This is a genomic window from Actinoplanes sp. NPDC051537 (assembly GCF_055586105.1).
Genome location: NZ_JBVJIU010000012.1, coordinates 52,996 through 77,461 on the forward strand (window position 1 = coordinate 52,996; position 24,466 = coordinate 77,461).

Annotated in this window: 22 protein-coding genes and 1 pseudogene; 2 read left to right on the forward strand and 21 right to left on the reverse strand. The window is 70.6% G+C overall.

Going from position 1 to position 24,466, the window contains the following annotated elements; all coding sequences use genetic code 11:
• Window positions 1–404: 404 nt before the first annotated feature.
• From ACZ6TB_RS28245 to ACZ6TB_RS28280, 8 genes and pseudogenes are all read right to left on the reverse strand, one after another.
• Window positions 405–1,046, reverse strand: a complete 642-nt coding sequence (locus ACZ6TB_RS28245) for a 4a-hydroxytetrahydrobiopterin dehydratase (RefSeq protein WP_465559248.1) — start codon at window positions 1,044–1,046, stop codon at window positions 405–407.
• An 18-nt stretch (window positions 1,047–1,064) separates the two neighbouring features.
• A pseudogene (locus tag ACZ6TB_RS28250) lies at window positions 1,065–2,003 on the reverse strand (aminoglycoside phosphotransferase); the annotation flags it as partial.
• A 290-nt stretch (window positions 2,004–2,293) separates the two neighbouring features.
• Complete coding sequence (locus ACZ6TB_RS28255; RefSeq protein WP_465558731.1) at window positions 2,294–3,514, reverse strand: ABC transporter permease; 1,221 nt, start codon at window positions 3,512–3,514, stop codon at window positions 2,294–2,296.
• Complete coding sequence (locus ACZ6TB_RS28260; RefSeq protein WP_465559251.1) at window positions 3,511–4,164, reverse strand: ABC transporter ATP-binding protein; 654 nt, start codon at window positions 4,162–4,164, stop codon at window positions 3,511–3,513. Before ACZ6TB_RS28260 ends, ACZ6TB_RS28255 begins: the two co-directional genes overlap by 4 nt.
• A gap of 8 nt (window positions 4,165–4,172) precedes the next feature.
• Complete coding sequence (locus ACZ6TB_RS28265) at window positions 4,173–5,336, reverse strand: peptidoglycan-binding protein (protein ID WP_465558733.1); 1,164 nt, start codon at window positions 5,334–5,336, stop codon at window positions 4,173–4,175.
• Window positions 5,333–6,247, reverse strand: coding sequence for a hypothetical protein (locus ACZ6TB_RS28270; RefSeq protein WP_465558735.1), 915 nt, complete (start codon window positions 6,245–6,247; stop codon window positions 5,333–5,335). The genes ACZ6TB_RS28265 and ACZ6TB_RS28270 overlap by 4 nt, the downstream gene beginning before the upstream one ends.
• An 86-nt stretch (window positions 6,248–6,333) precedes the next feature.
• Window positions 6,334–6,735: a hypothetical protein gene (locus ACZ6TB_RS28275; RefSeq protein WP_465558736.1), complete on the reverse strand. Its 402-nt coding sequence runs from the start codon at window positions 6,733–6,735 to the stop codon at window positions 6,334–6,336.
• 248 nt (window positions 6,736–6,983) lie between these two features.
• Window positions 6,984–7,751, reverse strand: coding sequence for a hypothetical protein (locus ACZ6TB_RS28280; protein ID WP_465558737.1), 768 nt, complete (start codon window positions 7,749–7,751; stop codon window positions 6,984–6,986).
• Window positions 7,752–7,757: 6 nt separating this feature from the next.
• Between ACZ6TB_RS28280 and ACZ6TB_RS28285 the strand changes: the two genes are divergently transcribed.
• The gene (locus ACZ6TB_RS28285) at window positions 7,758–8,447 is read left to right on the forward strand and encodes an HAD family hydrolase (RefSeq protein ID WP_465558739.1); all 690 of its coding nucleotides are present in this window, start codon (window positions 7,758–7,760) and stop codon (window positions 8,445–8,447) included.
• A gap of 139 nt (window positions 8,448–8,586) precedes the next feature.
• Here the strand turns inward: ACZ6TB_RS28285 and ACZ6TB_RS28290 are convergent, their stop codons facing one another.
• The 5 genes from ACZ6TB_RS28290 to ACZ6TB_RS28310 form a co-directional block, all read right to left on the reverse strand.
• Entirely contained in the window at window positions 8,587–9,177 is a 591-nt protein-coding gene (locus ACZ6TB_RS28290; RefSeq protein WP_465559254.1) for a GTP-binding protein, read from the reverse strand.
• 1 nt (window position 9,178) lies between these two features.
• Window positions 9,179–9,559, reverse strand: coding sequence for a DUF742 domain-containing protein (locus ACZ6TB_RS28295; protein WP_465559257.1), 381 nt, complete (start codon window positions 9,557–9,559; stop codon window positions 9,179–9,181).
• Window positions 9,560–9,668: 109 nt separating this feature from the next.
• Complete coding sequence (locus tag ACZ6TB_RS28300; RefSeq protein WP_014447580.1) at window positions 9,669–10,073, reverse strand: roadblock/LC7 domain-containing protein; 405 nt, start codon at window positions 10,071–10,073, stop codon at window positions 9,669–9,671.
• Window positions 10,070–13,675, reverse strand: coding sequence for a sensor histidine kinase (locus tag ACZ6TB_RS28305; protein WP_465558741.1), 3,606 nt, complete (start codon window positions 13,673–13,675; stop codon window positions 10,070–10,072). The genes ACZ6TB_RS28300 and ACZ6TB_RS28305 overlap by 4 nt, the downstream gene beginning before the upstream one ends.
• A gap of 434 nt (window positions 13,676–14,109) precedes the next feature.
• Window positions 14,110–15,180: an adenosine deaminase gene (locus ACZ6TB_RS28310; RefSeq protein ID WP_465558742.1), complete on the reverse strand. Its 1,071-nt coding sequence runs from the start codon at window positions 15,178–15,180 to the stop codon at window positions 14,110–14,112.
• A 26-nt stretch (window positions 15,181–15,206) separates the two neighbouring features.
• On the opposite strand from ACZ6TB_RS28310, the gene ACZ6TB_RS28315 reads away from it, so the two are divergent.
• A complete protein-coding gene (locus tag ACZ6TB_RS28315) occupies window positions 15,207–16,001 on the forward strand; it encodes a putative RNA methyltransferase (RefSeq protein ID WP_465558744.1) in 795 nt (264 codons plus the stop codon).
• Here the strand turns inward: ACZ6TB_RS28315 and ACZ6TB_RS28320 are convergent.
• The 8 genes from ACZ6TB_RS28320 to ACZ6TB_RS28355 form a co-directional block, all read right to left on the reverse strand.
• Window positions 15,998–16,678, reverse strand: coding sequence for a DUF4272 domain-containing protein (locus ACZ6TB_RS28320; protein ID WP_465558746.1), 681 nt, complete (start codon window positions 16,676–16,678; stop codon window positions 15,998–16,000). The genes ACZ6TB_RS28315 and ACZ6TB_RS28320 overlap by 4 nt on opposite strands.
• Before the next feature lie 6 nt (window positions 16,679–16,684).
• Window positions 16,685–17,962, reverse strand: a complete 1,278-nt coding sequence (locus ACZ6TB_RS28325; protein ID WP_465558748.1) for a thymidine phosphorylase — start codon at window positions 17,960–17,962, stop codon at window positions 16,685–16,687.
• Window positions 17,959–18,675: a cytidine deaminase gene (locus ACZ6TB_RS28330; protein ID WP_465558750.1), complete on the reverse strand. Its 717-nt coding sequence runs from the start codon at window positions 18,673–18,675 to the stop codon at window positions 17,959–17,961. Before ACZ6TB_RS28330 ends, ACZ6TB_RS28325 begins: the two co-directional genes overlap by 4 nt.
• 27 nt (window positions 18,676–18,702) lie before the next feature.
• A complete protein-coding gene (locus ACZ6TB_RS28335; RefSeq protein WP_465558752.1) occupies window positions 18,703–19,971 on the reverse strand; it encodes an ABC transporter permease in 1,269 nt (422 codons plus the stop codon).
• A 5-nt stretch (window positions 19,972–19,976) separates the two neighbouring features.
• Window positions 19,977–21,245 carry an ABC transporter permease gene (locus tag ACZ6TB_RS28340; RefSeq protein WP_465558754.1) on the reverse strand — a complete coding sequence of 423 codons (1,269 nt, stop codon included), beginning with the start codon at window positions 21,243–21,245 and terminating at the stop codon, window positions 19,977–19,979.
• Window positions 21,242–22,783, reverse strand: a complete 1,542-nt coding sequence (locus tag ACZ6TB_RS28345) for an ABC transporter ATP-binding protein (RefSeq protein ID WP_465558756.1) — start codon at window positions 22,781–22,783, stop codon at window positions 21,242–21,244. Before ACZ6TB_RS28345 ends, ACZ6TB_RS28340 begins: the two co-directional genes overlap by 4 nt.
• Before the next feature lie 108 nt (window positions 22,784–22,891).
• Entirely contained in the window at window positions 22,892–23,989 is a 1,098-nt protein-coding gene (locus tag ACZ6TB_RS28350; RefSeq protein ID WP_465558758.1) for a BMP family lipoprotein, read from the reverse strand.
• Window positions 23,990–24,186: 197 nt separating this feature from the next.
• Window positions 24,187–24,459: an SCO4848 family membrane protein gene (locus ACZ6TB_RS28355; protein ID WP_465558760.1), complete on the reverse strand. Its 273-nt coding sequence runs from the start codon at window positions 24,457–24,459 to the stop codon at window positions 24,187–24,189.
• Window positions 24,460–24,466: the final 7 nt, after the last annotated feature.

The window sequence follows — 24,466 nt, forward strand, 5'->3', positions numbered from 1 at the left end:
CTTTCACGCCCGTCAACCCCCCCCCCCCCCCCCCCACCCCCCCCCCCCCGCCCACCCCCCCCCCCCCCCCCCGCTTCGCCATTCCGGCCGACAGGGCCGTTCCGCTTCCGGGCCGACAGGGCAGTTTCGCTTCCGGGCCGACAGATGTCGCGGCCGCTTCGCCGTTCCGGCCGACAGGGCCGTTGCGCTATCGGGCCAACAGGGCCGTTTCGCTTTCCGGCCGACAGCGGCCGTTCCGCTTTCCGGCGCGGCCAGCCCACCCGTCGAGGCGCCACCAAGAAATCCCCCGTAGCCGGAAATTTGCCCCGTCAGGTGGAATATCGCTCGGAGGCCAAGCCAATCGCGCCGCAGTAGGCGCGGGCGGGCGCAGCCGCGCGGCGATCACGACGTGGCGAGCTCGGGGCTCAGGCGTCGCGGTGCTGCCATGTGCACAGGCAGACCTTGTTGCCCTCGGGGTCGGCCAGCACCCAGAAGCTTGGGGCCTCGGCGTCACTGACCAGTGTGCCGCCGGCGGCTACGGCGGCGTCTATGCGGGGCTGGACCTCGGCGGGATCGACCCAGAGGTCGGGGTGCCAACGCTGGCGGGGCTCGTCGCGGCCGGATTCCTGGAACCAGATCAACGGGAGGCGGGCGGCGGGGTCGCGTACGTCGTCATCGGATCTTTCCATGCCCATCACCGCGGCCCAGAACGGCAGCACGTCCTTGAGCGCGGGAGTGTCCAGGGCCAGTTCCAGCTCGCTCAGGCCGCTCGCCGACTGGGACAGGCCGGCCTCGGCGGCCAGGGCCGAGATCGTGCGGGCCATCTTGACGTCGCGCGCTGTCACGCCGCCCGCGTCGTGGCTGAGCAGGCGGATGTCGACGTGTGGATAGCGCAGGTCGACGTCGGGGTGGTGGTTTGCCTCCTCGGCCGCCGCGCCGATCGCGTCGACCAGTTTCAGGCCGGCGGCGAAGTTCCCGCTCTGGATGCGCGTGTGCAGGCTGTTGGCGAGCAGCACCCACCCGGTCAGGCCCTCCGCCGCTATCTGCTGTCCCGTCAGCTTCGTCATGCCCCTATCCTCGCGCCCGAGCGGGGCCAGCGCCTTCCCGATGTTCCACTCGGCGAGGTCGAGCATCCACTGCCGGTCCGGAAAGTCGGTGCCGGCGATCCGGAGCGGGCCCTCGATCAGCGACAGCACCTGCGCGTACCGGTAGAAATCGAGCCGAGCCGCATCAAGGGGAACCGGGTTCAGCAGCGGGTACGTCTCCTCGAACCGCATCTCGGTCCAGGCGTGGTCCCACTCGACGTCGAACGCGATCAGCCCCTCGAAGTCGATCACGACGGGCTCGCCGGACGAGGTGATCAGCACGTGGTCGGGTCCGAGTTCGCCATGGACCAGCGCGTACGTCTGCCGGGGAGAAATCCGCTCACGCAGCGCGAGCAAATGGTCGGTGATCCGAGGTCGCGCAGCGGCGAGGCGAGCGTCCTGAGCGGACACCGCGTCGAGGTGAGCGAGCGCCCGGTCCACGATGACGTCCTCGGCCGGGCGCTCCGGCGGCTTCGGCTGGGTGAGCGGGCCGTAATGCGGTTGGTAGGTCGTGTGCATCCGGCGCATCGCGGCGCCGAGGGCGGCCAGCGGCTCGGCGGCCGAGGCCGGATCCGACTCCATCAGCCGCTCGAGCGTCACCCCACCGGCGTCCTCGACCAAAGCAAGATCAGAACCCCAGAACAGCATTTCCGGTACGCGGACCCCGGCGCCCGCCAGAGCCTGGTGATTCAGCCGGAACCGCTCGGCGCCACCCGGGTCGGCGAACGGGTCGCCGGGCACACTCGCCGCCTCGGGCCAGTAGTTCTCGGCGGGCGCCCAGTAGTAGAGGATCGCCGTGGTCGCGTCGTCGAGCCGTAGCCGGTACACGCCCTTCTTGGTTCCGCCGGCCAGCCGATCGAGCCCGGCCGGGCGCCGATCGCCCCCGAACACCTCGCGCACCAGCCCACCGAGATCGTCCACACCCAGAAACGCGCGCATGGTCCTCGATCCTGCCGACCGCGGAAGCCGGCGACAACCGATTTGGGGGCGCGGCGAGCCGGCGTCACTGCAGCGCGGGCGGCGCGCAGGTGTGGCGCGTATGGGTGAGCAGAGCGATGGCACGCGGGTGCGGCGCGTATAGGTGAGCAGAGCGATGGCACGCGGGTGCGGCGCGCATGGGTAAGCAGAGCGACGGCACGCGGGTGCGGCGCGTATAGGTAAGCAAAGCGACGGCACGCGGTCCGGCGTCGCGGCGCGCCGCCCGGCGGAGGGCGCGCCGCACGACGGGGTCAGCGTTGCAGAGCGCGCACCGGCGGGATGCGCGCGGCCCGGGCGGCGGGAATGAGGCCGGCGACCAACCCAGCGGCCGCACTCACCGCGCACGCGCCAAGCGCCGACGAGAGGCCGATCACCGGCGTCCACGCGTTTGCCAGGGACACCGCGCACGTGATGAGGATGCCGAGGCCGACGCCGATCGTCCCGCCGAGGCCGCCGAGCGCCGCGGTCTCGAGGATGAGCTGCAGGAAGATGTGCCGGCCCCCGCCGCCCACCGCCCGGCGCAGCCCGATCTCCTGGGTGCGCGCGGCGATGCCCGCGGTGGCCGCGTTGCCGATCGAGATCGTGCCGATGAGCAGGGCGGCGACGCTGAGCAGGGCCGTGGAGCGGGTCACGTTCGACTCGATCTCCTGGCGCAGGGTGGCCGGGTCGGGGGGCGCGATCGCCCGCAGGTCGGTGGGTGCCTCCGGGCGGAGCGCGAGCGGCGCCTGCCGGCCGATCAGCTGCGCCGCACCGGGCGCCGTCTCGATGAGCACGTCCTGTTTGGAGACGGCGCCGGCCGCGGTTCCGGGCAGGTTCGCGGCCACCGAGTACGGCATGATCACGGAGGTCATCGCCTCCGGTCGGCGGTCGACGTCGTGGTAGATGCCCATCACCGTGTAGGCGCGGCCGTCCAGGAAGACCGCGACCCCCGACCGGCCGATGTGGAGCCGCTGCGCGATCGGCTCGGCCAGCAACACGACGGGGATGGCGTTCTTCTCCTGGAAGTCGTCGTAGGTGCGGCCCACGGTCAGGGCCGGCGCCATCACCCGGACCGCGGCCGGGTCGGCGCCGATGATCGGGACCGTGACGCCGGCGTCGTCGAAGTCGACGGTGCGGCGGATCGGGTGCTCGGCGAGCAGCGTGCGGCGGCCGGCCGCGACCACGCCGTGGAGACGGGTCAAACGGTCCAGCGCGGTCTCGGTCAACCACGTCGCCGGCGTTCCGTCGCTCTCCGGCTGCACGAGCACCTCGGTCGCCCGGCGGACGTCGAAGGAGGACGAGACCTGGTGGTCGAGCGTGGTGCCGAGGCCGAGGCTGGCCACGAACGCCGCCGCGCCGACGACCGTCCCGATGACGGTGGCCAGCGAGCGGCCCGGGTTGCGCAGCACCGACAGCGCGGCCTCCCGCACCAGGTCGTCCCAGCGCAGCCGGGCGGTCCGGAGCCGCAGGTCGCCGGTATCGAGCTTTCTCATATCTCCCGCACCACGCCGTCGTTCACCCGGAGCCGGCGCCCGGCCGTCTCGGCCACGATCGGATCGTGGGTCACCACGACCACGGTCAGGCCGTCGGTGTTGAGCTGGCGTAACAGGGTCAGCACGACCTGGGTGTTCGCGCTGTCGAGGTTCCCCGTCGGCTCGTCGCAGAACAGCACCCGCGGCCGGGCGGCGACCGCGCGGGCAATGGCGACGCGTTGCTTCTCGCCGCCGGAGAGCTGCCGCGGGTCGGCCCGCATCCGGTGGCTCAGGCCCATGCGTTCCAGGGCCTCGGCCGCCATCTGCCGCCGCTTGCGCCGCCGGTGTGGCCCGTAGAGCAGGCCGATCTCGACGTTCTCCAGCGCGGTGCGCCCGGGCAGCAGGTGGAAGGACTGGAAGACGAAGCCGAAGACCTGACCCCGGATCGCGCCGCGCATCGCCGGCCCGCAGGTGACCGTGTCAACGCCGGCGACCTGGTAGGAGCCGGTGGACGGCACGTCGAGCAGGCCGAAGATGTTCAGCAGCGTCGACTTGCCGGACCCGGACGGCCCGGTGATCGAGACGTGGTCGCCGGCCGCGATGTGCAGGTCGGTGGGGTGCAGCGCGTGCACCGGCTGACCGTCGTCGTAGGTGCGCGCCACCTGGCGCATGGTGAGCATCAGCCGGCCGGCTGCGAACCGACCACGACCCGGGCGCCGTCGGCGAGCTCCGGCTCCTGGATCTCGACCCAGCCGCCGGCGATCTGCCCGGTCGTCACCGTGACGTCGGCGGTCTCGCCGCGATCGGACACGGTGGTGACGAAGGTCGATCCGTCTGCCCGCGAGTAGAGCGCCGTCACCGGCACCGCGGGCACCTTGGTCGCGCCCGAGGCCACCTGGACGTCGAGTCGCAACGACCGGTTCACGCCGCCGCCGATCGCCTTGCCGGTGAACTGGAACCGCACCTGGAAGCCGTTCGTCCCGTCCGCGCCGGTGACCGGCTGATCGCCGATCGCGGTGATGGTCGTCGGGGCCTTGTCCCCGGTGAGATCGTCGACGGCGTCGGCGGTCAGCCCGGCCCGGAGCAGTTTCGCCTGGTCGCGGTCGGCGACGGCGACGACGACCGGCGCCTTGCCGTCGAGCTCGAGCAGCGCCGCATCGGGGTCGGTCAGCACCTGGCCGACCTTGGCGTGCACCTTGGTGACGGTCTGACCGTGGCCGGCGACGACCAGCACCGAAGCCTGGGAGATCTTGACGGCCCCCGCGCCGGCCGGTTTGTCCGGCGTGCCAGCGGCGATCGGATAGTCCCGGTCCCGGAAGAAGCGGGCGACCTGTTGCTGCGTGGCGTCGTCGAAGACCTTGGTGACATCGACCCGGTATCCGAGCCGGCGGAGGGCCCGCTGGATCTCGGCCACGTCGGGACCGGTCATCCCGGCCGAGATGTCGCGATAGAGCGGGAACGCCAGGTCGAGGACGACCAGCGGCTCACCCATGCGCTCGAGCAGCACCCGGCCTTCCTTGAGCCGGTCGCCCTGCTTGACCAGCACCTTCGTCACCACGCTGTTGGGGCCGACGGCGGCGGCCGGCGGCCGCACCTTGACGCTCTGGCTCGCCTGGAGCTGCCCGCGCAGCACCACCGGCTCGCTGAGCTGCCGGAGCGAGACCTCGGCCGTCACGAGAGAGGGCTTCGGCGGGGCGGCGTCGGCGGCGACCTGCGCCGGCGACCGCAGCCGCGACCCGACGAAGACCGCCGTCACGCCCACCAGCACGACCACCACGGCCAGGGCCACGAACAGCGTCACGAAACGCCGCCGGCGGACGGTGAGCGTGTCCCCGGCGCTCACGGCGCGCCGATCAGGGTGGCGGCCTGCTTGGCGATCTCCTGGATCTTCGGGTTGAGCTCGGTCAGCTTCGACTCGTTCTTGGCGACCAGCTCCTGCTGCACCTGCAGGGCGAGATCCATCTGGAGTTTCGCGATGCCGGTGTCCCGCTCGCAGGTGAACCACGCGACGGCGAAGGCGGACTCGGGAGCGCTGGGCACGTACCGCTTCGCGGGGGTGGCGGGCCCGACCTCGACCGTGCCCGGGACCTGCTTGGGCTTCCAGTTCTCGGCCGGGTCCTCGGCGGTGTCGCCGAGCGGCACGCCGAACAGCGCCGGGTCGGGAATGCGGAAGAAGCTGTCCTCTTTGGAGGTGCGGTATCCCTTGCCGGCGAGGCAGGTCAACAGCGTCCGCCACGTGGGCTGCCCGACCCGCTGATAAACGGTCAGCAGAAAGGGCGAGCTGAGGGCATTACCGAGGTCGAAATAGCTGTAGTAGACCTTTTCGGCGGTCGGCGAGAGCTTCTTCCAGGCATTGGCGGTGCACTGGTCGGAAGCGTGGTCGTAGTTGGGGTCGAAGCTCGCGATGGCCGGCGGAACGGGCGCCTCGTCCTGCCCGAAACCGCGTTCCTTCGCCACCTGTTCGGAGGCCGGGCCGAATGTCGACTCGGTGACCACCAATTGCGGGAACGGATTCTTCGGCGCCGGACCCATCACCCGCAGACTCTGCGGATAGCCGGCGTCGGCCATGCATTGGCTGAGCGCCTTCAGCTGCGCATAGTCCACGACGCCGAGCGCGTCCCCGAGGAAGATCGAGAAGGGCTGCGCGTTCTTCCGGCCGGCCGCGCCGGGCGTCGCACCCGCCGGCGACTTCGAGCAGGCCGCCACGGGCAGCAGCAGGACGGCCAGCGCGACCAGGGCCACACGCCTCCGCATGATCTCTCCTTCAGAAAAAGCGACGTCGTTGAGAAAGCCCAGCGTGGACGACGCGCCAATGGCGCGCCGCCCACACGGATCCCGTGCTAGGCGCAGCGCTTGTGCGACGCGTTCCAGGGCGAGATGGACTGCTTGGTACCGCGCGGCACGCTGGCGTACGCGGTCTTGTAACCGGTCGACATGTACAGCGTCACCGTGCAGGTGCTGTCCCGGTTGAAGATGCCCTCGGCGTTGGCGGCCAGGGTCACCGGCGGGTACCCGTCGGGCACGTTGCCGAAGGTGTCGTTGGTGTGGTCCGAGTCGCTGTTCCAGAAATGGCGCTGCCACTGCTGGGTGGTGAAGCTGTCCCAGATCCACTGGAAGCAGATCTCGGTGCTGTTGCAGGCGGCCTTGCCGTCACCGTGGTCGGCGGCCTGAGCGGCGGTCGGCGCGACGAGCAGGCCGGTCGCGCCGAGCACGGCCGCGACGAGGACGTTGCGTGCCTTCATCAGGCGGTTTCCTCTTTCCTTGAATGCGCTCATGCAGGGGGATTTCTGCATGCGGAACCCCACGAGCAGGATGGAAAACGCCGACGGCATAGGCACGACGAATTGCGGCCTGGAAGGCAGCCCAAGGCCGTACGCCTCATTGTTGTTTCCCCCGTGGACCGGAATGGGCTTTGGCGATTGACCCATTCAGGCAGCGTCACGCTAGCGGCACCGCATGAGACACGCAAGTATGTAGATACGCCTATGACTTAGATCATCTTGGCCCGCTCGCTGAGCAGCCGATCCCGGATGTTGAGACGCCCGGTGAACAGGGTGTGGAACGATTCGACGACCGGGTCGAGCGGGATTTCCGGGTCGAGGACGTTGGCGATCGCCGTGTCGAGCTCGGCCCGGGCGGCCTCGAGGTCGCCGCCCGCCGCGTACGCCCGGGCGAGCCGGACGTGGTTGAGCGACCAGGACGGCTCCGCCGCCACCGACCGCCGCAGCAGGTCGATGTTGGCGTCGGGCGCGTCCGGCCCTCGCTGCCGAAGGATCTCGTCCAGCAGCATCGCCGCGGCGCCGATATCGGCACTGCGGGCGAGCACGTCGCGGAGCCGCCCGGCCGCGGCGTCGAGGTGCTCGTCGTCCATCCAGTAGTGCAGCGCCAGGTAGGCGGAGAGCACGACCGCGCGCGGGTTGCCCGGCTCGGCCCGCAGGAAGGTCTCCACCAGCGCGGCGGCGTCGTCCTCCCGGTGCATCGGCTCGATCCAGAGCTGCGCGAGCTCCAGCACCGACTCCTCCCGCCGGGCGGCCGCCTCGAGGGCGGCCGTAGATGCCGTCCGGCTCCCGGCGACGCTCCTGATCGGGGCCCGCATCGCGTTCTCCTCGCCGCCTTCCTGCTCGACGAAGCCGCCCAACTTGTGCTTGGCCGGGCCGAAGACGTGGTCCAGTTGATCCGGTTCGAGAGCGTAGTCGTTCGCCTCCTGCTCGCACTGCGCGGCACTCTCGGCGCCCGATCCACCGCTCGACGGCATCATGGCGGGATGCGGGCGATTGTCTTCGACTTCTTCGGAACCCTGACCGACCCCTCGGCCGAGGCCGGCCGGCGCGCCTCCTTCGCCGCCACCGCGGCGGCGCTGGGCGTCCCGGCGGACGACTTCTGGCGGGAGATGGCCGCGAGCTTCCCGGAGCGGATCGTGGGGCGTTACGGCGACACCCGCGAGACGCTGCGCGCGATCGCGAAGCAGTGCGGTGCCGATCCGGCCGAGGCCGCCCTGGACGCGGCGGTGGTGGCGCAGCGGGCCGGCGCCGAGCTGGTGCGGCCGCCGCGGCCGGGCGTGCTGGAGCTGCTCGACCGGCTGCGGGGCGACGGCTTCCGGCTTGGGCTGATCAGCGACTGCTCAAGCGAGCTCTGCGAGGCGTGGCCGGAAACGCCCTATGCGTCCCGCATCGACGCGGCGGTGTTCTCCTGGCGGGAAGGGTGCCGAAAGCCCGATGCGCGCCTCTACGCGACCGTGAGCGCCCGTCTCGGCGTCGAGCCGGCCGGCTGCTGGTACGTGGGCGACGGCGGCTCCCGCGAGCACGACGGCGCGCGCCGGGCCGGGATGCGTCCGATCCTGGTCACGAACGCGGCCTACCCGGGCGCCACCGACTTCCGCAGCGACCCGGACACCTACGTGCCGGAGCTGGCGATCGACGACCTGGACGACCTGCCCGCCGTCATCGGTTCCTGAGCATGCAGAAGCCCCGCTCCGGCCAGCGGAGCGGGGCACCCGCTACATCGCGGGGATTCCGGGGGCTCGGCCCCCGGAGCAGATATGTAGCGAGCGACTCCGGTCCGCGCTTTCTGCGGACAGGGGTCGCCCTCGATCGCTACGCCGGTGCGACTGCGCGCGTGCGACGCATCGTCAACACATACTCGACAAGCGAGATGAGGACGTTCTTCGTCGACTCGCGGTTGCGGGCGTCGCAGCTCACCACGGGCACGTCGCTCGAGATCGCGAGCGCGTCCCGGACGTCCTGCGCGTTGTGATACTGCATGCCGTCGAAGCAGTTGATCGCCACCAGGTACGGCAGGCGGCGATGCTCGAAGAAGTCGATGGCGGCGAAGCAGTCGGCGAGCCGACGCGTGTCCACCATGACCACGGCACCGATCGCGCCCCGAACCAGCTCGTCCCACATGAACCAGAACCGCGTCTGGCCGGGGGTGCCGAACAGGTAGAGGATCAGGTCACGGTCGATGCTGATACGGCCGAAGTCCATGGCGACGGTGGTCGTCATCTTTCCCGGCACCTGCCGGTTGTCGTCGACACCCACGCCGGCCGAGATCATGATGGCCTCGGTGGTCAGCGGGGTGATCTCCGATACCGACCCGACCAGCGTCGTCTTGCCGACGCCGAACCCACCGGCGATGACAATCTTCGCCGATGTAACGCGTCCCCCAGCAGCGGGACGGTGCGACATGTCAGAGCCTGCGAAGTCCACTCAGCACCCTTTCCAGCAGTTCCGTGCCTACCGCGTCGGTCTCGTCTTCCAGCGAGGTGGGCTCGTACACCGCGACCAGGCCATCCGAGGCCATGTCGGCGACGATCACTCGAGCCACACCGAGCGGCAGTTGCATGCGTGCTGCGATTTCGGCGAGCGACTGCACGCGGCCGCCGTCGCACATGGCCGCGATGTACTGATGCTCGTTTCCACCCTGCCCGCCGCGGATCATTCCAGATCGGCCGCGCACGGTTGTCTCGACCAGCGCTTCAAGCGCTATCTCAAGCTTCGGCCGGGTCCGACCACGGGTCACGGCGTACGGCCTTACCAGCGCGCCGGTCGGCTCATCACGCTCGGGCATCGTCACCGCTCACCCCTTCCTCGAACCCTTAGAAGTGTCCCTTGTTGTCAATGTTTTGAACAGTAAGCCGGAGCAACCCACGTTGGGGTGACGCCGGCAAACTGCCCGTTCAGCCGAGCACCCCGGCCGCGGAACGCGGGGCGGGGGTCAGGGCCTCGCCGACACGGTCGACGAGAAGAGCCATCTCGTAACCGACCTGGCCGACGTCACAGCTGCGCGCCGCCAGAACGGCGAACGACGAACCGTCGGAGATCGACATCAGGAAGAGGAACCCGTTGTCCATCTCGACGACCGTCTGCAGCACCGCACCACCCTCGAAGCACCGAGCGGCGCCTTGAGTGAGGCTGACCAGGCCGGAGGCGATCGCCGCCAGCTGGTCGGCACGGTCACGCGGAAGGTCCCGCGAGGCCGCCAGGAGCAGACCGTCGGCGGAGACCGCGATCGCATGCGCGACTCCGGGAACGCGGTCGGCGAAGTTGGCCAGAAGCCAACCGAGATCCTGCGTAGATGTCATGCCTCATGCTCCTTGCCAGCCTGCGAGGACTGCTGCCCTCCCGGAGTTCCCTCCGGGTTGGTCGATTGTTCCTTGGTGCGACCGCGCTGAACACCTCGGTGGTACGCGGACAGCAAGCCGCGGACACCTTCGGGAGTACGTTTCTGGGCGGGGTTCCCGCCCCGGTCGACCCCACCGGGGACGAGCTGCGCCATCGGTGTGCGCTTGGGCAGCCCGGCGTTCGTGGTGGTGTCGATCGTGTGCTCGGCGGCCGCACGGGCCGCCTGCCAGCCCTCGTCGGCAGCAGTCTGCCACGGGTTGGAACCCGCGCTGCCGTTCGAGGCGTTGCCATTCGCTGAACCGTAGCCGTTCGCGGCCCCGACGCCCACCGGAGTGGGTTCCTGGTCGCGCGATTCGGGCGATCCGGCCTGATGCGGCACGCCGACCGTACGACTCGGCTCACCCGTCGGGATGCGCTGCGGGCTCGCGTCGTCGCCGTTCGCCGGCCGGTCGGCCGGATGTCCGGTGGTGAACCAGGCCGATTCGAGCTCGCGGAAGATCGGCAGCTCCATGGTCTCGTCCGCGAACTGACCCTGGTTGTTGTCCCGCTGCCGGGCCGCGGCCTGCGCCGCGGCGATCTGCTGAGCGGCCGTGGCCTGGGCCTCGGCCGCCTGCGCGGCGGCCAGTTCGTGCGCCGCCCGGGCCGCGGCGGCCGCCCGCTGCGCCTCGGTCGGCCCGGCGCCCGAGGAGGGCGTCGCGGAGACCGGGGTCGCGGACACCGGACGAGCCGGCGGGGCGGACGACGGGATCGGCGCGGTCTGCGGGTTCGTCGGGCGCTCGACCTGCGGCTGCTGGTCGGCGGGACGGTAGCGCGGGATCTCGGCCGTCATGTCGAGCGCGGCCGCGAGGCTCTCCGGCACGTGCGGAGCGGCGTTCGGGTCACGCTCGGGGGCGACCGGCGGCCACGACGGCGGCGCGACGGGCGCGCCGGCGGTCGGGGGCTCGTTGGCCGGGGGCACCGAGGTCGGGCGGCCGCCACCGTACGGCGGGCCGGAGGGCACCGGCGGCGCGGAGACCGGCGGCACCGGCGGAGCCGAGACCGGCGGGACGAACCCACCGCGCTGGCTCTCCGGGTTCGACGGCAGCTGGCGCGGGATGGTGGCGCCGAAGCCGCTGTCGCTGTCGGGGCGGAACGGCTCGCCGTTGCGGCGCTGCGGCAGCCCGTCGGGACCCGCGAAGCCCTGCGGGCCGGACGGGGCCGAGCCCGGGCCGGACGGCAGCGGCGGGATCATCTCGTTGCTGCGCGGGCCGTAGAAGCCGTTGCCGTTGGTGCCGTTGGCGGAGCCGTTCGAGCCGTTCGACCCGTTGGCGCCGCCGAAGCCGTTCGAACCGAAGCCGTTCGTCCCGTTGCTGCCGTTGCCCGGCGCGCCGGTGAGGTCGGACCAGGCCGGAACCGACCGGCCGCCGGTGCCGAGCATGCCGCCGTTGGACATCGGCGGGTTCGGGTCGAAGGGACGGCCACCGGGGTAGCCGCCACGGCCGCTCTCCAGCGCCAGCGGCTCGGGCATGCCCGGACGGCCGCCCTGCGGGCCGCTGTCGTAGCCACCGGGGGCCTGGAGCCCGCGACCGGCCATCGCGCCGGCGATGAGCACCTGGATCGGCAGGCTGACCTCGGCCACCGTGCCGCGCTCGGCGTCGGCCGGCCGAAGCTCGACCTTGACCGCGTGCCGGTTCGCCAGCCGGGCGACCACGACCAGGCCCATCATGCGGGAGACGGCCACGTCGACCATGGGCGGGTTGGCGAGCCGCTCGTTGAGGTCGCGCAGCTGCTCCCGGCTGATGCCGATGCCGCGGTCCTCGACGGAGAGCAGGGCGCCGTCGCCCAGCCGCCGAGCCTCGACGGTGACCGTCGAGTTGGGCGGGGAGAAGGCGGTCGCGTTGTCGAACAGCTCGGCGACCAGGTGGACCATGTCGTTGACGGCGTGCGCCGCCACCTCGATGTCCCGGTCGATCATGCCGAACTCGATGCGGGTGTAGTGCTCGACCTCGGACTGCGCGGCGCGGAGCACGTCGATCAGGGCGGCCGGCTCGCGCTGCACGCGGGTCGAGTCGGCGCCCGCGAGAACCAGGAGGTTCTCGTCGTTACGCCGCATCCGGGTGGCAAGGTGGTCGAGCTGGAACAGCTCGGCCAGGCGGTCCGGGTCCTCCTCGCCGCGCTCCAGCCGGTCGAGGTGACCGATGAGCCGGTCGACCAGGATCTGCGAACGGCGGGCGAGGTTGACGAACATCGTCGCGACGGAGGCACGCAGGGCGGCCTGCTCGGCCGCGGTGCGAACCGCCTCGAGGTGAACCGCGTTGAACGCCTCGGTCACCTGGCCGAACTCGTCCCGGCTGCGCACCGGCAGCGGCTCGGCGATCTGGTCGGCGACCTGGGCCGGCGTCATCGAGGTGGCGAGGGTCGGGTCACGCAGCCGGGAGACCGCGTGCGGCAGCCCGAACTGTGCGACCGAGAGCGCACCCTGCCGCAGCTCACGCAGCGACCGGGCCATCGACCGGGCCACGAGCCAGGCGAACAGGATCGCGAGCAGCAGCATCGCGAGCAGCACGCTGGTCTCGATGAAGACCCGCCGGTTCACGGCGTTTCGCAGGTCGGTGGCCTGCACCACGATGTCGGCGTCCATCTTCTGCTCAACCTGCCGGAACAGGTTGTTGTAGCCGATCATTGCCTTTTCCCACGACTGGGCGTCGTAGGGGATGTTCTTGGTGTTCGAGCCGTTCAGCGACCGCAGCTGACCGGTCAGGTTGGTCGCGGCGCGGCCGTCCGGAACGTTCTGCACGCGGTCGAACAGCGCGATCTCGGAGTCGGTGCCGACCGAGTGAACGGTCGTCTGCGCGAGCTCGAAGCCGGTGTCGGTGAGCAGGAACTTGCGGCGCAGGGTGGCGTCGAAGTCGCCCTTGCCGAGCACCTCGTGACCGACGTCGCGCTGCTGGGAGATGAACTCCTTGGCGCGGGCCACCGCGGCGACCGAACGCAGGTGGTCGCTCAGCTCGGTGTCGCTGGACAGCTGGGCCGAGACGTCACGCACCGACAGCAGGTCGTCGATCAGCTTGTTGTAGGTGTCCTCGACATCCGCGGCCTTGAGCGTGCCGTTGGCGATCTGGCTGCGCTTGGAGGGCAGGTCCTCGAGGTTGCGGTCGAGCCGCAGGAGCAGCGTGGCGACCTTGGGCGGAACGTCGTCCAGCGCCGCCTTCTGCTGCGAGTACGGCACCTTGGCCTGGTCGACCGCGGTGTGCTCGCCGTTGTAGGCCTTGAGCGCGGCCTGCCCGACGGGGCTCTTCGGGGCGTTGGTCGTGATCATGACGCCATAGGCGCGTTCGTTCTGCAGGCGGTCGACGAGGCCACCGGCAGCCTCCGACAACACCGAAAGGTTCCGTGCGCGCTCCGCGTTGCTGGCCGTATCGATGTGGTCCACCAGACCGCTGACGCCGACGATGATCGTCGCCAGGGTGGGGACCAGCATGATCAAACCGAGCTTCGACCAGATCGGCAGGTCTCGCAACCGATCGGCCGGCCGACGGAGACGCGACATGACGCCGGTCGCCGTCTTGGGGCGCTTGCTCACGTCACCGTCCTCCTGATTCGGGCCCGGCATCGGGTCGCCGGACGCCGCACACGGCCGACTACCGCGTCGGGCCCCCGAGATTCCATCACGACGAGTGTCAAAGAGAAAGAGCAGCCGGGCACGGACCGGTTGTGTGATGCGATGTCGCTCCGTCGGAGTTGGACATAGCCGGTTCGATATGACTGCGTGTATTTGTGTGCGTCTCTCAGAGTCACTCGCGCCGGTCGACACGGCGTGGGGGTGTCGCAGGTCGACCGGGCCCGATCGTAGTGGATCGCGGCAGGAGAGACGATGGCGCGGTCCTGGCCTCACGGCAAGGTGAGATGCCGGATTTTGCAGTGTTTGTAGGGACCATTCTGACCGAACGGATGAGAGGACTCACCGAATCGGCAGCGTCGCAAACCGTAGGAGGGGTGGTATTTGCTCCACGTCACTCAAACCAGCAGCTTCGCGTACGCCGGCTTGATCACCTCGTTGATGATGGCGAGCCGCTCGTCGTACGGGATGAAGGCCGACTTCATCGCATTGATGGTGAGCCATTGAAGCTCCGCCCAGCTCCAGCCGAACGCCTCGCTGAGCAGGGCCATCTCCCGCGACATCGAGGTGCCGCTCATCAACCGGTTGTCGGTGTTGACCGTCACCCGGAAGCGCAGATCGTGCAGCATCCCGATCGGATGCTCGGCGATCGAGGCCGCCGCGCCGGTCTGCACATTGGACGAAGGGCACAATTCCAGCGGAATACGCTTGTCTCGCACATAAGCGGCCAGGCGGCCGAGGACCGCCCCGCCGGTGATGTCGTCGACCAGCCGGACGCCGTGGCCCAGCCGGTCGGCGCCGCACCACTGGATCGCCTGCCAGATCGACGGCAGGCCGAACGCCTCGCCGGCGTGGATGGTGAAGTGGAAGTTCTCACGCTGGAGGTACTCGAAGGCGTCCAGGTGCCGGGTGGGCGGGAAGCCCGCCTCGGCGCCGGCGATGTCGAAGCCGACCACGCCCGCGTCCCGGTAGCGCACGGACAGCTCGGCGATCTCCTGCGAGCGGGCCGCGTGCCGCATGGCGGTCAGCAGCACCCCGATCCGGATCGGCCGGCCGAGCGCGGCGGCCTCGGCGGCGCCCTCGACGAAGCCCGCGTTCACGATGTCGACCACCGCGTCGAGCGAGAGCCCGCGCTCCAGGTGCTGCTCCGGCGCGTACCGCACCTCGGCGTAGACGACGCCGTCGGCGGCCAGGTCGAGCGCGCACTCCTTCGCCACCCGGTGCAGCCCCTCCTCGGTCTGCATGACCGCCACGGTGTGCGCGAAGGTCTCCAGGTAGCGTTCCAGCGAGCCCGAGTCGGCCGCGGCCACGAACCAGTTGCCCAGCGTCTCGGGGTCGTCCGCGGGCAGCGGGTGCCCCACGGCCGAGGCCAGCTCGAGGATGGTCGCGGGGCGCAGACCGCCGTCGAGGTGGTCGTGCAGCAGCGCCTTCGGCGCCTTGACGATGTCGGAATGCGTGATGGCCGCCATCAGCCGAGCCTAGAGGGCGGTGACGAATGATCGACGGAGCATTGCCGTACCTGCGGTGCCCGAATTGCGAACGGTCGTTGCGACGGGACGACCGGGCCCTGCGCTGCGCCCGGGGACACAGCTTCGACCTGGCCCGGCAGGGCTACGCGGATCTGAGCGCCGGCCGCCTGCCGCACGTGGGCGACACTGCCGAGATGATCACGGACCGTGACACCTTTCTTACTGCGGGCCACTACGACTTCATCGCCGACGCGCTCGCCGCCTCCGTCCCGGGCGGCCTCGTGGTCGACGCCGGCGTCGGCACCGGCCGCTATCTGGCGCGGGTGCTCGACCGGGCGCCGGCCGCGACCGGGCTCGGGCTGGACGTCTCCAAGCCGGCGCTGCGCCGGGCCGCCCGGGCCCACCCGCGGGCGGCGGCGGTGCTGGCCGACCTGTGGCGCCCGCTCCCGATCGTGGACGAGGCGGCCGACGCGGTCCTGAACGTCTTCGCGCCGCGCAACGGCGCCGAGTTCCGCCGCATCCTGCGCCCGGGCGGTCGCCTGCTGGTCGTCACCCCGGCCGCCGGCCATCTCGCCGAGCTGGTCGCGGCGTACGGGCTGATCGGGGTTGATCCGGACAAGAACGAGCGGGTGCGCGGGACGCTCAAGGATCATTTCGAGCTCGAGGATGTGGAGACCCACCGGCGGGAGCTCGACCTGGCCGCCGGGGAGGTCCGCACGCTGATCGGCATGACGCCGAGCGCGCGGCACCGGAAACCCGGCGAAACCACGCCGGTCACCACGATCGCCGAGGTCGAGATTCGCATTTATTGTCCGATTTAAACGGACAAGTCGACTTCTTCCCATTCTGGCGGCTTGTCGTGATAAGGGCCGTGAAAGATGACGGCCCATTCGAGCGCCCATCGCCGCTGCCCGATCGCATTGGCGTTGATGCCGCCCGGCACCGTTTCGCCGAGTCGCTCCACTTCCTGAAACGACCAGTCGAGGCAGTAGTACAAATCGAGCAGCACGGCGGCGTCGACCGGGTCGCGGGGCGACATCAGCGACCGCGACCGCCAGCTCCCGAACGTCTCCCCCGCCGGCAGGTCGGGCATCTGCGACATCAGCCGGCCCTCGGGCGGCGCGGTCGGGTCGAGGTGCCGGCTCAGGCCCAGCAGCCAGGCCAGCGCGAAGACCGCGTCGTGGTGCAGCACGAACGACCGGTGGTCGCCCTTGGCGCCGATCACGAACTGCCACTCCGGCGGGGTGACCAGGTCGACGAGATGCGACCCGAGCAGCCAGCCCATCGCGATCTCGGTGGGCATGCCGAAGCAACGCGCCACGACCACGTGCAGCACCGCGGCCCGCGCCTCGATCTCGACCGTCGGGCGCAGCTCCACCGTGTCGCCGGGCTCCCAGATCAGCGGGAAGCCCGGCGGCGGCAGGGGCAGGCCGAGTCGCTCGATCTCGTCCAGGCTGGCCTCGCGGACCGCGCGCGGGTCGGGTGCGGCCTTCGTCATGGTGCGTCAGGCTATGCGGTCGAGCACCAGCGGGGTAAGGGTGGGCGCGACCTCTCCGACAATCACCGCATCTGCGGCGACATCGCGTGCCGCCGGGATCCGCGATTGTTCATCCGTACGCAGCTCCAGCAGCACGTCGCCGGCCCGCACCCGGTCGCCCGGCCGGACCTTGAGCATGACCCCGGCGCCGAAGCTGACCGGGTCTTCCTTGCGGGCGCGGCCGGCGCCGAGACGCCAGGCGGCGAGCCCGATCCCGTACGCGTCGACGGCCGTCACCACCCCGTCGGAGGCGGCCCGCAGCACCTCGTTCTCCCGGGCGACCGGCAGCGCCGCCGACGGGTCCCCGCCCTGCGCCTCGATCATCCGCCGCCAGGTGTCCATGGCCGCGCCCGACTCCAGCACCTTGGCCGGGTCGGCGTCGACCCCGGCCGCGGCCAGCATCTCCCGGGCCAGCGCCAGCGTCAGCTCGACCACGTCGGCCGGGCCGCCCCCGGCCAGCACCTCGAGCGACTCGGCCACCTCGATGGCGTTGCCGACGGCCAGGCCGAGCGGGGTGCTCATGTCGGTGAGCAGCGCGATGGTGTTGACGCCGCTGTCCTGGCCCAGCCGCACCATCGTGCTGGCCAGCTCGCGGGCGGTCGCCAGGTCCTTCATGAAGGCGCCCGAGCCGACCTTGACATCCAGCACCAGCGCGCCGGTGCCCTCGGCGATCTTCTTGCTCATGATCGAGCTGGCGATCAGCGGGATGGCCTCGACCGTGCCGGTGACGTCGCGCAGGGCGTACAGCTTGCGGTCGGCGGGGGCGAGACCCTCGCCGGCCGCGCAGATGACCGCGCCGACGTCTTCCAGCTGCCGCTTGAACGCCTCGTTGGAGATCGAGGCCTGCCAGCCCGCGATCGACTCGAGCTTGTCCAGGGTGCCGCCGGTGTGGCCGAGGCCGCGGCCGGAGAGCTGCGGCACGGCGGCGCCGCAGGCGGCCACCAGCGGCGTGAGCGGCAGCGTGATCTTGTCGCCGACGCCGCCGGTGGAGTGCTTGTCGGCGGTCGGGCGGGTGACCGCGGAGAGGTCGAGCCGCTCCCCGCTGGCGATCATCGCGGCGGTCCACCGGGCGATCTCGGCCGGCGTCATGCCGCGCAGCAGGATCGCCATCGCCAGCGCCGACATCTGCTCGTCGGCGACCACGCCCCGGGTGTACGCGTCGACCACCCAGTCGATCTGCGCGTCGGACAGCACCTGCCCGTCCCGCTTGGCGCGGATGACGTCGACGGCTGCGAACTCACTCATGCTTCCTCCGTCCAGCGCGCCGGAATGCCCTCCGGCGGCTCTCCCTCGCCCGCCCACGCCAGCCCGCCGGCCGCGTCGACCACGACGATCCGCGGCGTGCGCACCCGGCCCCAGGCGACCGCCTCGGCCGCCGAGGGGAAGTTCGGTCCCTCCTCCAGCACGCCTTTCGCGGCGTCACTTTCCGAAGGGCTGCCCCCGGACCGCTCCCAGTACCCGGTCCAGACCGTAGCGCCGCCGGACAGGTCGGGGTGCACGAAGACCGTCCCCCGGCCGCGCCACTTGGCCAGCGCCTCGGGCACCTGGGGGCCGACCGGCGTTCCGTTGACCTTGTCGAGGTCGGCCGGGCCGAACGCGTACGGCAGCAGGTCGTGCACCCGCAGCGGCGCCGGCACCGCCTCGACCAGGCACTCCGGTCCGCCGTGCTCGTAGAGCAGCTGGCGGCAGCGCCCGCACGGCATCAGCGGCTCGCCGTTGGCGTCCACGCACGAGATCGCCACCAGCCGCCCGCCGCCGGTCGCGTGCAGCGAGCTGACCAGCCCGCACTCGGCACAGAGCCCGACGCCGTAGGACGCGTTCTCCACGTTGCAGCCGACGACCACCCGGCCGTCGTCCACCAGCCCCGCCACTCCGACCGGGAAGTCGGAGTAGGGGGCGTAGGCGTGCCGCATGGCCTCGATGGCGGCGGCCCTCAGCTCAGCCCAGTCGATCTCCATGAGGCCGATTCTGCCCCATCGATGGGGTCAGCTCTTCACGTACGGCACACCGTCGGCGGCGGGCGCGCGCACCCGCCCGACGAGGCCGGCCACCGCGATGATCGTCGCGAGGTACGGCAGCATGTTCAGGAACTGGTTGGGCACCGGGCTGCCGGCCACGCTCAGGTAGTACGCGAGCTTCTGCGCGAACCCGAAGAACAGCGCCGCCCCGAGCGCGCCGAAGGGCGTCCACCGGCCGAAGATCAGCGCGGCCAGGGCGATGAAGCCCGCGCCCGCGGTCATGTTCTTGTTGAACGCCCCGGTCGACACCATCGTGAAGTACGCGCCGCCGGCGCCCGCGATCAGGCCGCCGAGCAGCACGTTGACGTACCGCAGGCCGAGAACCCGCACGCCGACCGTGTCGGCCGCCGTGGGGTGCTCGCCGACCGCCCGGGTGCGCAGGCCCCACCGCGTGCTCTTGAGCGCGAAGTGGATGACGAAGACCAGGATCAGCGCGAGCCAGACCAGCAGGTTGGTGTCGAACAGCACCGGGCCGATCACCGGGATGTCGCCGAGGCCGGGGATCTTCCACTCGGGCAGCTTCGGCGGCTGGTTGTACTTGAGCGCGTTCGGCTGCATCAGGCGCTCGTAGAGGAAGCCGGTGATGCCGAGCGCGAACAGGTTGAGCACGATGCCGACCACGACCTGGTCGACCAGGTAGCGGATGGCCAGCACGGCCAGCATGGCGGCGATGATGAGGCCGCCGATCATCGCGCTGATCAGGCCGGCCCAGACGCTGGTGGCGAGCGTGCCGACCAGGGCCGCGCCGAACGCGCCCATCAGGAACTGGCCCTCGATCGCCACGTTGACCACGCCGGAGCGCTCGCCGAGCACGCCGGCCAGCGCGCCCAGGATCAGCGGCAGCGCGTACTCGAGGCTGCCGTCCAGGGTGTCGACCAGCGGCAGGAACTTGCCTGCCACCTGCCAGCACAGGAACGACAGCACGAACGCCAGGATGCCCAGGCTGAGCAGCAGGGTCTGAAAACGGCGGGCCTTGCCGACCAGCATGATCACGCCGATCGCGACGGTGAACAGGCCGAACGCGATCGTGCCGGCCTGCCCGTTGATCGACAGGGCGGCGCCGGTCGCGTCGGTGCTGAGCGTGAACCGCGCGGTCTTCGACTCGGCCAGCGCGCCGAAGACGAAGGTCGCGATCAGGCCGATGACGGTGATGCCGGCGCCGAGCCGGCGTTCCCGGTTCCAGAACGGGTCGGGGGCGCTGACCTCGGTCAGGTCTTCCACAGTCGCCGTCGACACGTGGCTCACCAGCCCTTCGCCATCGAGGTGCCGAGCCGGGCGGCACGGGCGGCACGGAGGTGGAAGATCGCCTTCACCAGGGCGGGCGCCGCGATGAAGATGACGATCAGGGCCTGCAGGACGGTGACCAGCTCGAGCGAGACGCCCACGTCGACCTGCATGAGGTTGCCGCCGGCCCGCAGCGCGCCGTAGAGGATCGCGGCGAACAGCGTGCCCCACGGTTTGTTGCGGCCGAGCAGCGCGACCAGCAGGCCGTCGAAGCCGATGTTGCCGGCCACCTGGCCGGTCAGCTTGTCGGCGGTGCCGAGCACCTGGACCGCGCCGCCGAGGCCGGCCAGCGCGCCGGCGACGACCATCAGCAGCGTGTACGTCTTGGCGACGCTCATGCCCGCGGTCTTCGCCGCGGGCGGGTTGACGCCCACCGCGCGCAGCTCGAAGCCGAACGACGACCGGTTGATCAGCCAGGCGACGCCCGCCGTGACGATCACGGCGAACACGATGCCGAGGTGGACCCGCAGCGGCGCGGGGAGGGCGGGCAGCTCGGCCGTGGTCTTGATGGTCTTGCTGATCGCGTCCGAGCGCTGCGGGTCGCGGATGCCGTTCTGCAGGATCAGCCAGCCCAGGAACAGCGCGGCCGTGTAGTTGAGCATGATCGTCGTGATCACCTCGTGGGCGCCGGTGCGGGCCTTGAGCAGGCCCGGCAGGAAGCCCCAGAGGCCACCGCCGATCGCGCCGAACAGCAGCGCCACGATCAGGTGCACGCCGGCCGGCAGGCTGAACGCGAAGCCGGCCACGGCGCCGAGGACGCAGCCGATGATCGCCTGGCCCTGGCCGCCGATGTTGAACAGGCCGCCCCGGAACGCGATCGCCACCGACAGGCCGGTGAAGACCAGCGGCGTCGCGTAGGTGAGGGTCTCGGAGATCGGGCCGAACGCGGCCTGCCAGGTCCCGGTGCCGTTGAACCAGGCCTGGAACGCGGCCGGGTCGAAGATCGCGCCCTTGAACAGGTCGCCGTACGCCTGGCTGATCAGATCCCAGCTGGCGTTGAGGGCGTCACCGGGCCGGGCGGTGAAGTACGAGAACGTCGACAGCACCTCGGAGTCCGAGATCACCATCAGCACGGCGCCGATGACCAGCGCCAGGATGATCGACAGGATCGTGACGGTGACGGTGTTGGCCGACCAGAGGTTCCGCAGGAAGAGGCCGAGGAACGAGTCTTTCTTCTCGGGTGGTGGGGCCGGCGAGGACGGCGCCTCGGCCACGTCGGTGCTCACTCTGCTGCCTCTTCCTCTTCCTCTGCGGCTGCTTCCTCTTCGGCCGCGCCGGTGACGCCGGCCATCAGCAGGCCGAGCTCCTCCCGGGGCATGTCGGGCGAGACCGTCGCCAGGATCCGGCCGCGGTACATGACCGCGACCCGGTCGGCGAGGCCGACCACCTCGTCCAGCTCGCTGGAGACCACCAGAACCGCGGTCCCGTTGTCCCGCTCGTGGATGATCTGGTTGTGGATGAACTCGATCGAGCCCACGTCCACGCCGCGGGTCGGCTGGCTGGCGATCATCAGGCGCAGCGGGCGGGACATCTCCCGGGCGACCACGACCTTCTGCTGGTTGCCGCCGGAGAGGGTGCTGACCGCGTGCTCCGGCGATGAGGTGCGGATGTCGAACTGGTCGACCCGCTCCCGCGCCGACTCGGCGATCGCCTTCGGGTTCAGCCGGAACGAGTTGCCGAACGGCTCCCGGTCGTACATGTCGAGCACGAGGTTCTCCGCGACCGAGAACTCCTTGACCACGCCGTCGAGGCTGCGGTCCTCGGGGATGTAGCCGACGCCGGAGCGCAGGATCTTCTTGGTGCCCATGCCGGCCAGGCTCTCGCTGTCGAGCTCCATCGCGCCGGCCCGGACCGGGCGCAGGCCCATGATCGCCTCGACCAGCTCGGTCTGGCCGTTGCCCTGCACGCCCGCGATGCCCAGCACCTCGCCCGCCCGCACCTCGAGGTCGACGCCGTCGACCGCGCGCACGCCGCGGTCGTCGTCGACCACCAGGCCGGAGATCTTGAGCACCTCGCGGCCGGGGTCGGCCGGGGTCTTGGTGACCTCGAGGCTGACGTCGCGGCCGACCATGAGCGCGGCCAGCTCGTCCTCGGAGGTGTCGGGGCTCGCGGTGCCGACCGTGCGACCGCGGCGGATCACCGTGATGCGGTCGGCGACGGCCTTGACCTCGCGCAGCTTGTGGGTGATGAAGACGATCGACTTGCCGGTCTCGGCCAGCGAGCGCATGACCGCGAGCAGCTCGTCGGTCTCCTGCGGCGTGAGCACCGCGGTCGGCTCGTCGAGGATGAGCAGGTCGACGTCGCGGGTGAGGGCCTTGACGATCTCGACCCGCTGCTGCGCGCCGACCGGCAGGTTCTCCACCACGGCGTCGGGGTCGACCGGCAGGCCGTACCGCTTCGAGGTCTCCAGCACGTCGCGGCGGTTGCGCCGCCGGTCGAGGATGCCGAGCGGACCGCCGCGCACGTCCTCGGCGCCGAGCGCGATGTTCTCCGCGACGGTGAAGACCGGCACCAGCATGAAGTGCTGGTGGACCATGCCGATGCCGGCCGCGATGGCGTCCCGGGGGCTGCGGAAGACCTTGGCCTCGCCGTCCACCAGGATCTCGCCCTCGTCCGGCTGGAGCAGGCCGTAGAGCTGGTTCATGAGCGTCGACTTGCCGGCGCCGTTCTCGCCCAGCAGGGCGTGCACCTCGCCGGGCTCGACGGTGATGTCGATGTGGTCGTTGGCCACCAGGTCGCCGAAGCGCTTGGTGATGCCGCGCAATTCGAGTCTCAGCGGAATCTCCTGACCTCGGCCGTATGCAGGGAGCCGCCGCACAGCTGCGAGAAAGACTCGCAGCCGGGCGGCGGCCGGAATGTTACTACTGCTGGATCACTTAGGGGCGTTGGCCGACTCGATCTTTACGGTCCCCGAGATGACGTCCTTCTTCAGCTGGTCGACCTCGGCCTTGAGGTCGGCCGGAACCTTGCTGTCGAACTGGTTGTACGGCGCGAGCTCGACGCCGTCGTTCTCCAGCGTGCCCAGGTAGCCCGGGCTCGGTGCGAGCGGCTGACCGGTGGCGCCGGCCACGACCGCCTTCTGCACCGCGCTGGTGATGTTCTTGACGACGGTGGTCAGGAACACGTTGCAGTACTGCGCCGCGCTCTTGCAGCCGTCCTGGTCGACCCAGATGACCGAGACCTTGCCGCTGGAGCCCTGGGCGACCTCGGCCGCGCCGAGGCCGGTGCCGCCGGCGACCGGCAGGACCACGTCGGCGCCCTGCGCGACGAACGTGTTGGCCAGCGCCTTGCCCTTGGCCGGGTTGGCGAAGTCGTCGGCGAAGCTGCCCGCCTGCTTGGCCTTGTCCCAGCCGAGGACCTGGACGCTCTTGCCCTTCTTCTGGTTGTAGTAGGCCACGCCGTCGGCGAAGCCGTCCATGAAGATGGTGACCGGCGGGATCTGCTTGCCGCCGAAGGTCGCGACCTTCTGCGACTTCGAGAAGCCCGCGGCCAGGTAGCCGGCGAGGAACGCGGCCTGGTGGGTGGCGAACTGCATCGGGTACACGTTCGACCCGGTGCTGCCGCTGTCCACGATCGCGAACTGCGCGTCCTTGTTCTGGTCCGACACCTTCTTGGTGGCGTCGCCCATCAGACCGCCGACCGAGAGGATGAAGCTGCACTTCTGCGTCACGAAGCCCTGCAGGTTGGGCTCGTAGTCGGCCTCGGCCGTCGACGCCACGTACTTCGGGTCGACGTTGGACGCCTGCGCCTGCGCGGCCTGCATGCCGGCCCAGGCCGACGCGTTGAAGGACTTGTCGTCGATGCCACCGGTGTCGGTGACCATGCAGGCCTTGTATGCGGCTGCGGTGGCGGCGCTGCTGCTGCTACCACTGGGAGTCTCGTCCGGGGCGTCACCACAAGCGGCGGCGGCGAGCGTCAGCCCACCTGCCGCGAGAATCGCAAGGATCCGCTTCCCACGTACTGGGCGCAAGACGCCCTCCTTCCAACGCACACCGACACCCGTCGGTGAGTCTTCAAGTTGGGGAGCGTAGCCGCAGGCCAGGGCAGCGGCGGAGGTTTGTCCCGGACTGTTGGCGCACCGTTATCTCGCCGCAACCGCAGATCACTTTGAACGCCTGTTTAGGTCGATCTGACCGGCAATTAGCCGGTCAATCGCGTAACATGCCGTTAATCTTGCGGCCTCGACGGGCCCGTGGCCACGAATTCTTCGGCCGATCGGCGGGTTGCGCGCCACGCCCGCACGCCGAGGACGCCCACGACAGTGCCCACGACCAGCGACGCGGCGATCAGCAAAACGTGCACGACCAGGAACGATGTGGGTCTCCCGTCGGCGAACGAGCGGTCGTCCCGGTAGATGGCCAGGCCGAACCGGGGCCAGATCACCCAGGTCCAGACGCCGACCAAGGTCAGGAAGACCGCCCATCGCCGCGAGAGCACCATGGGCCCA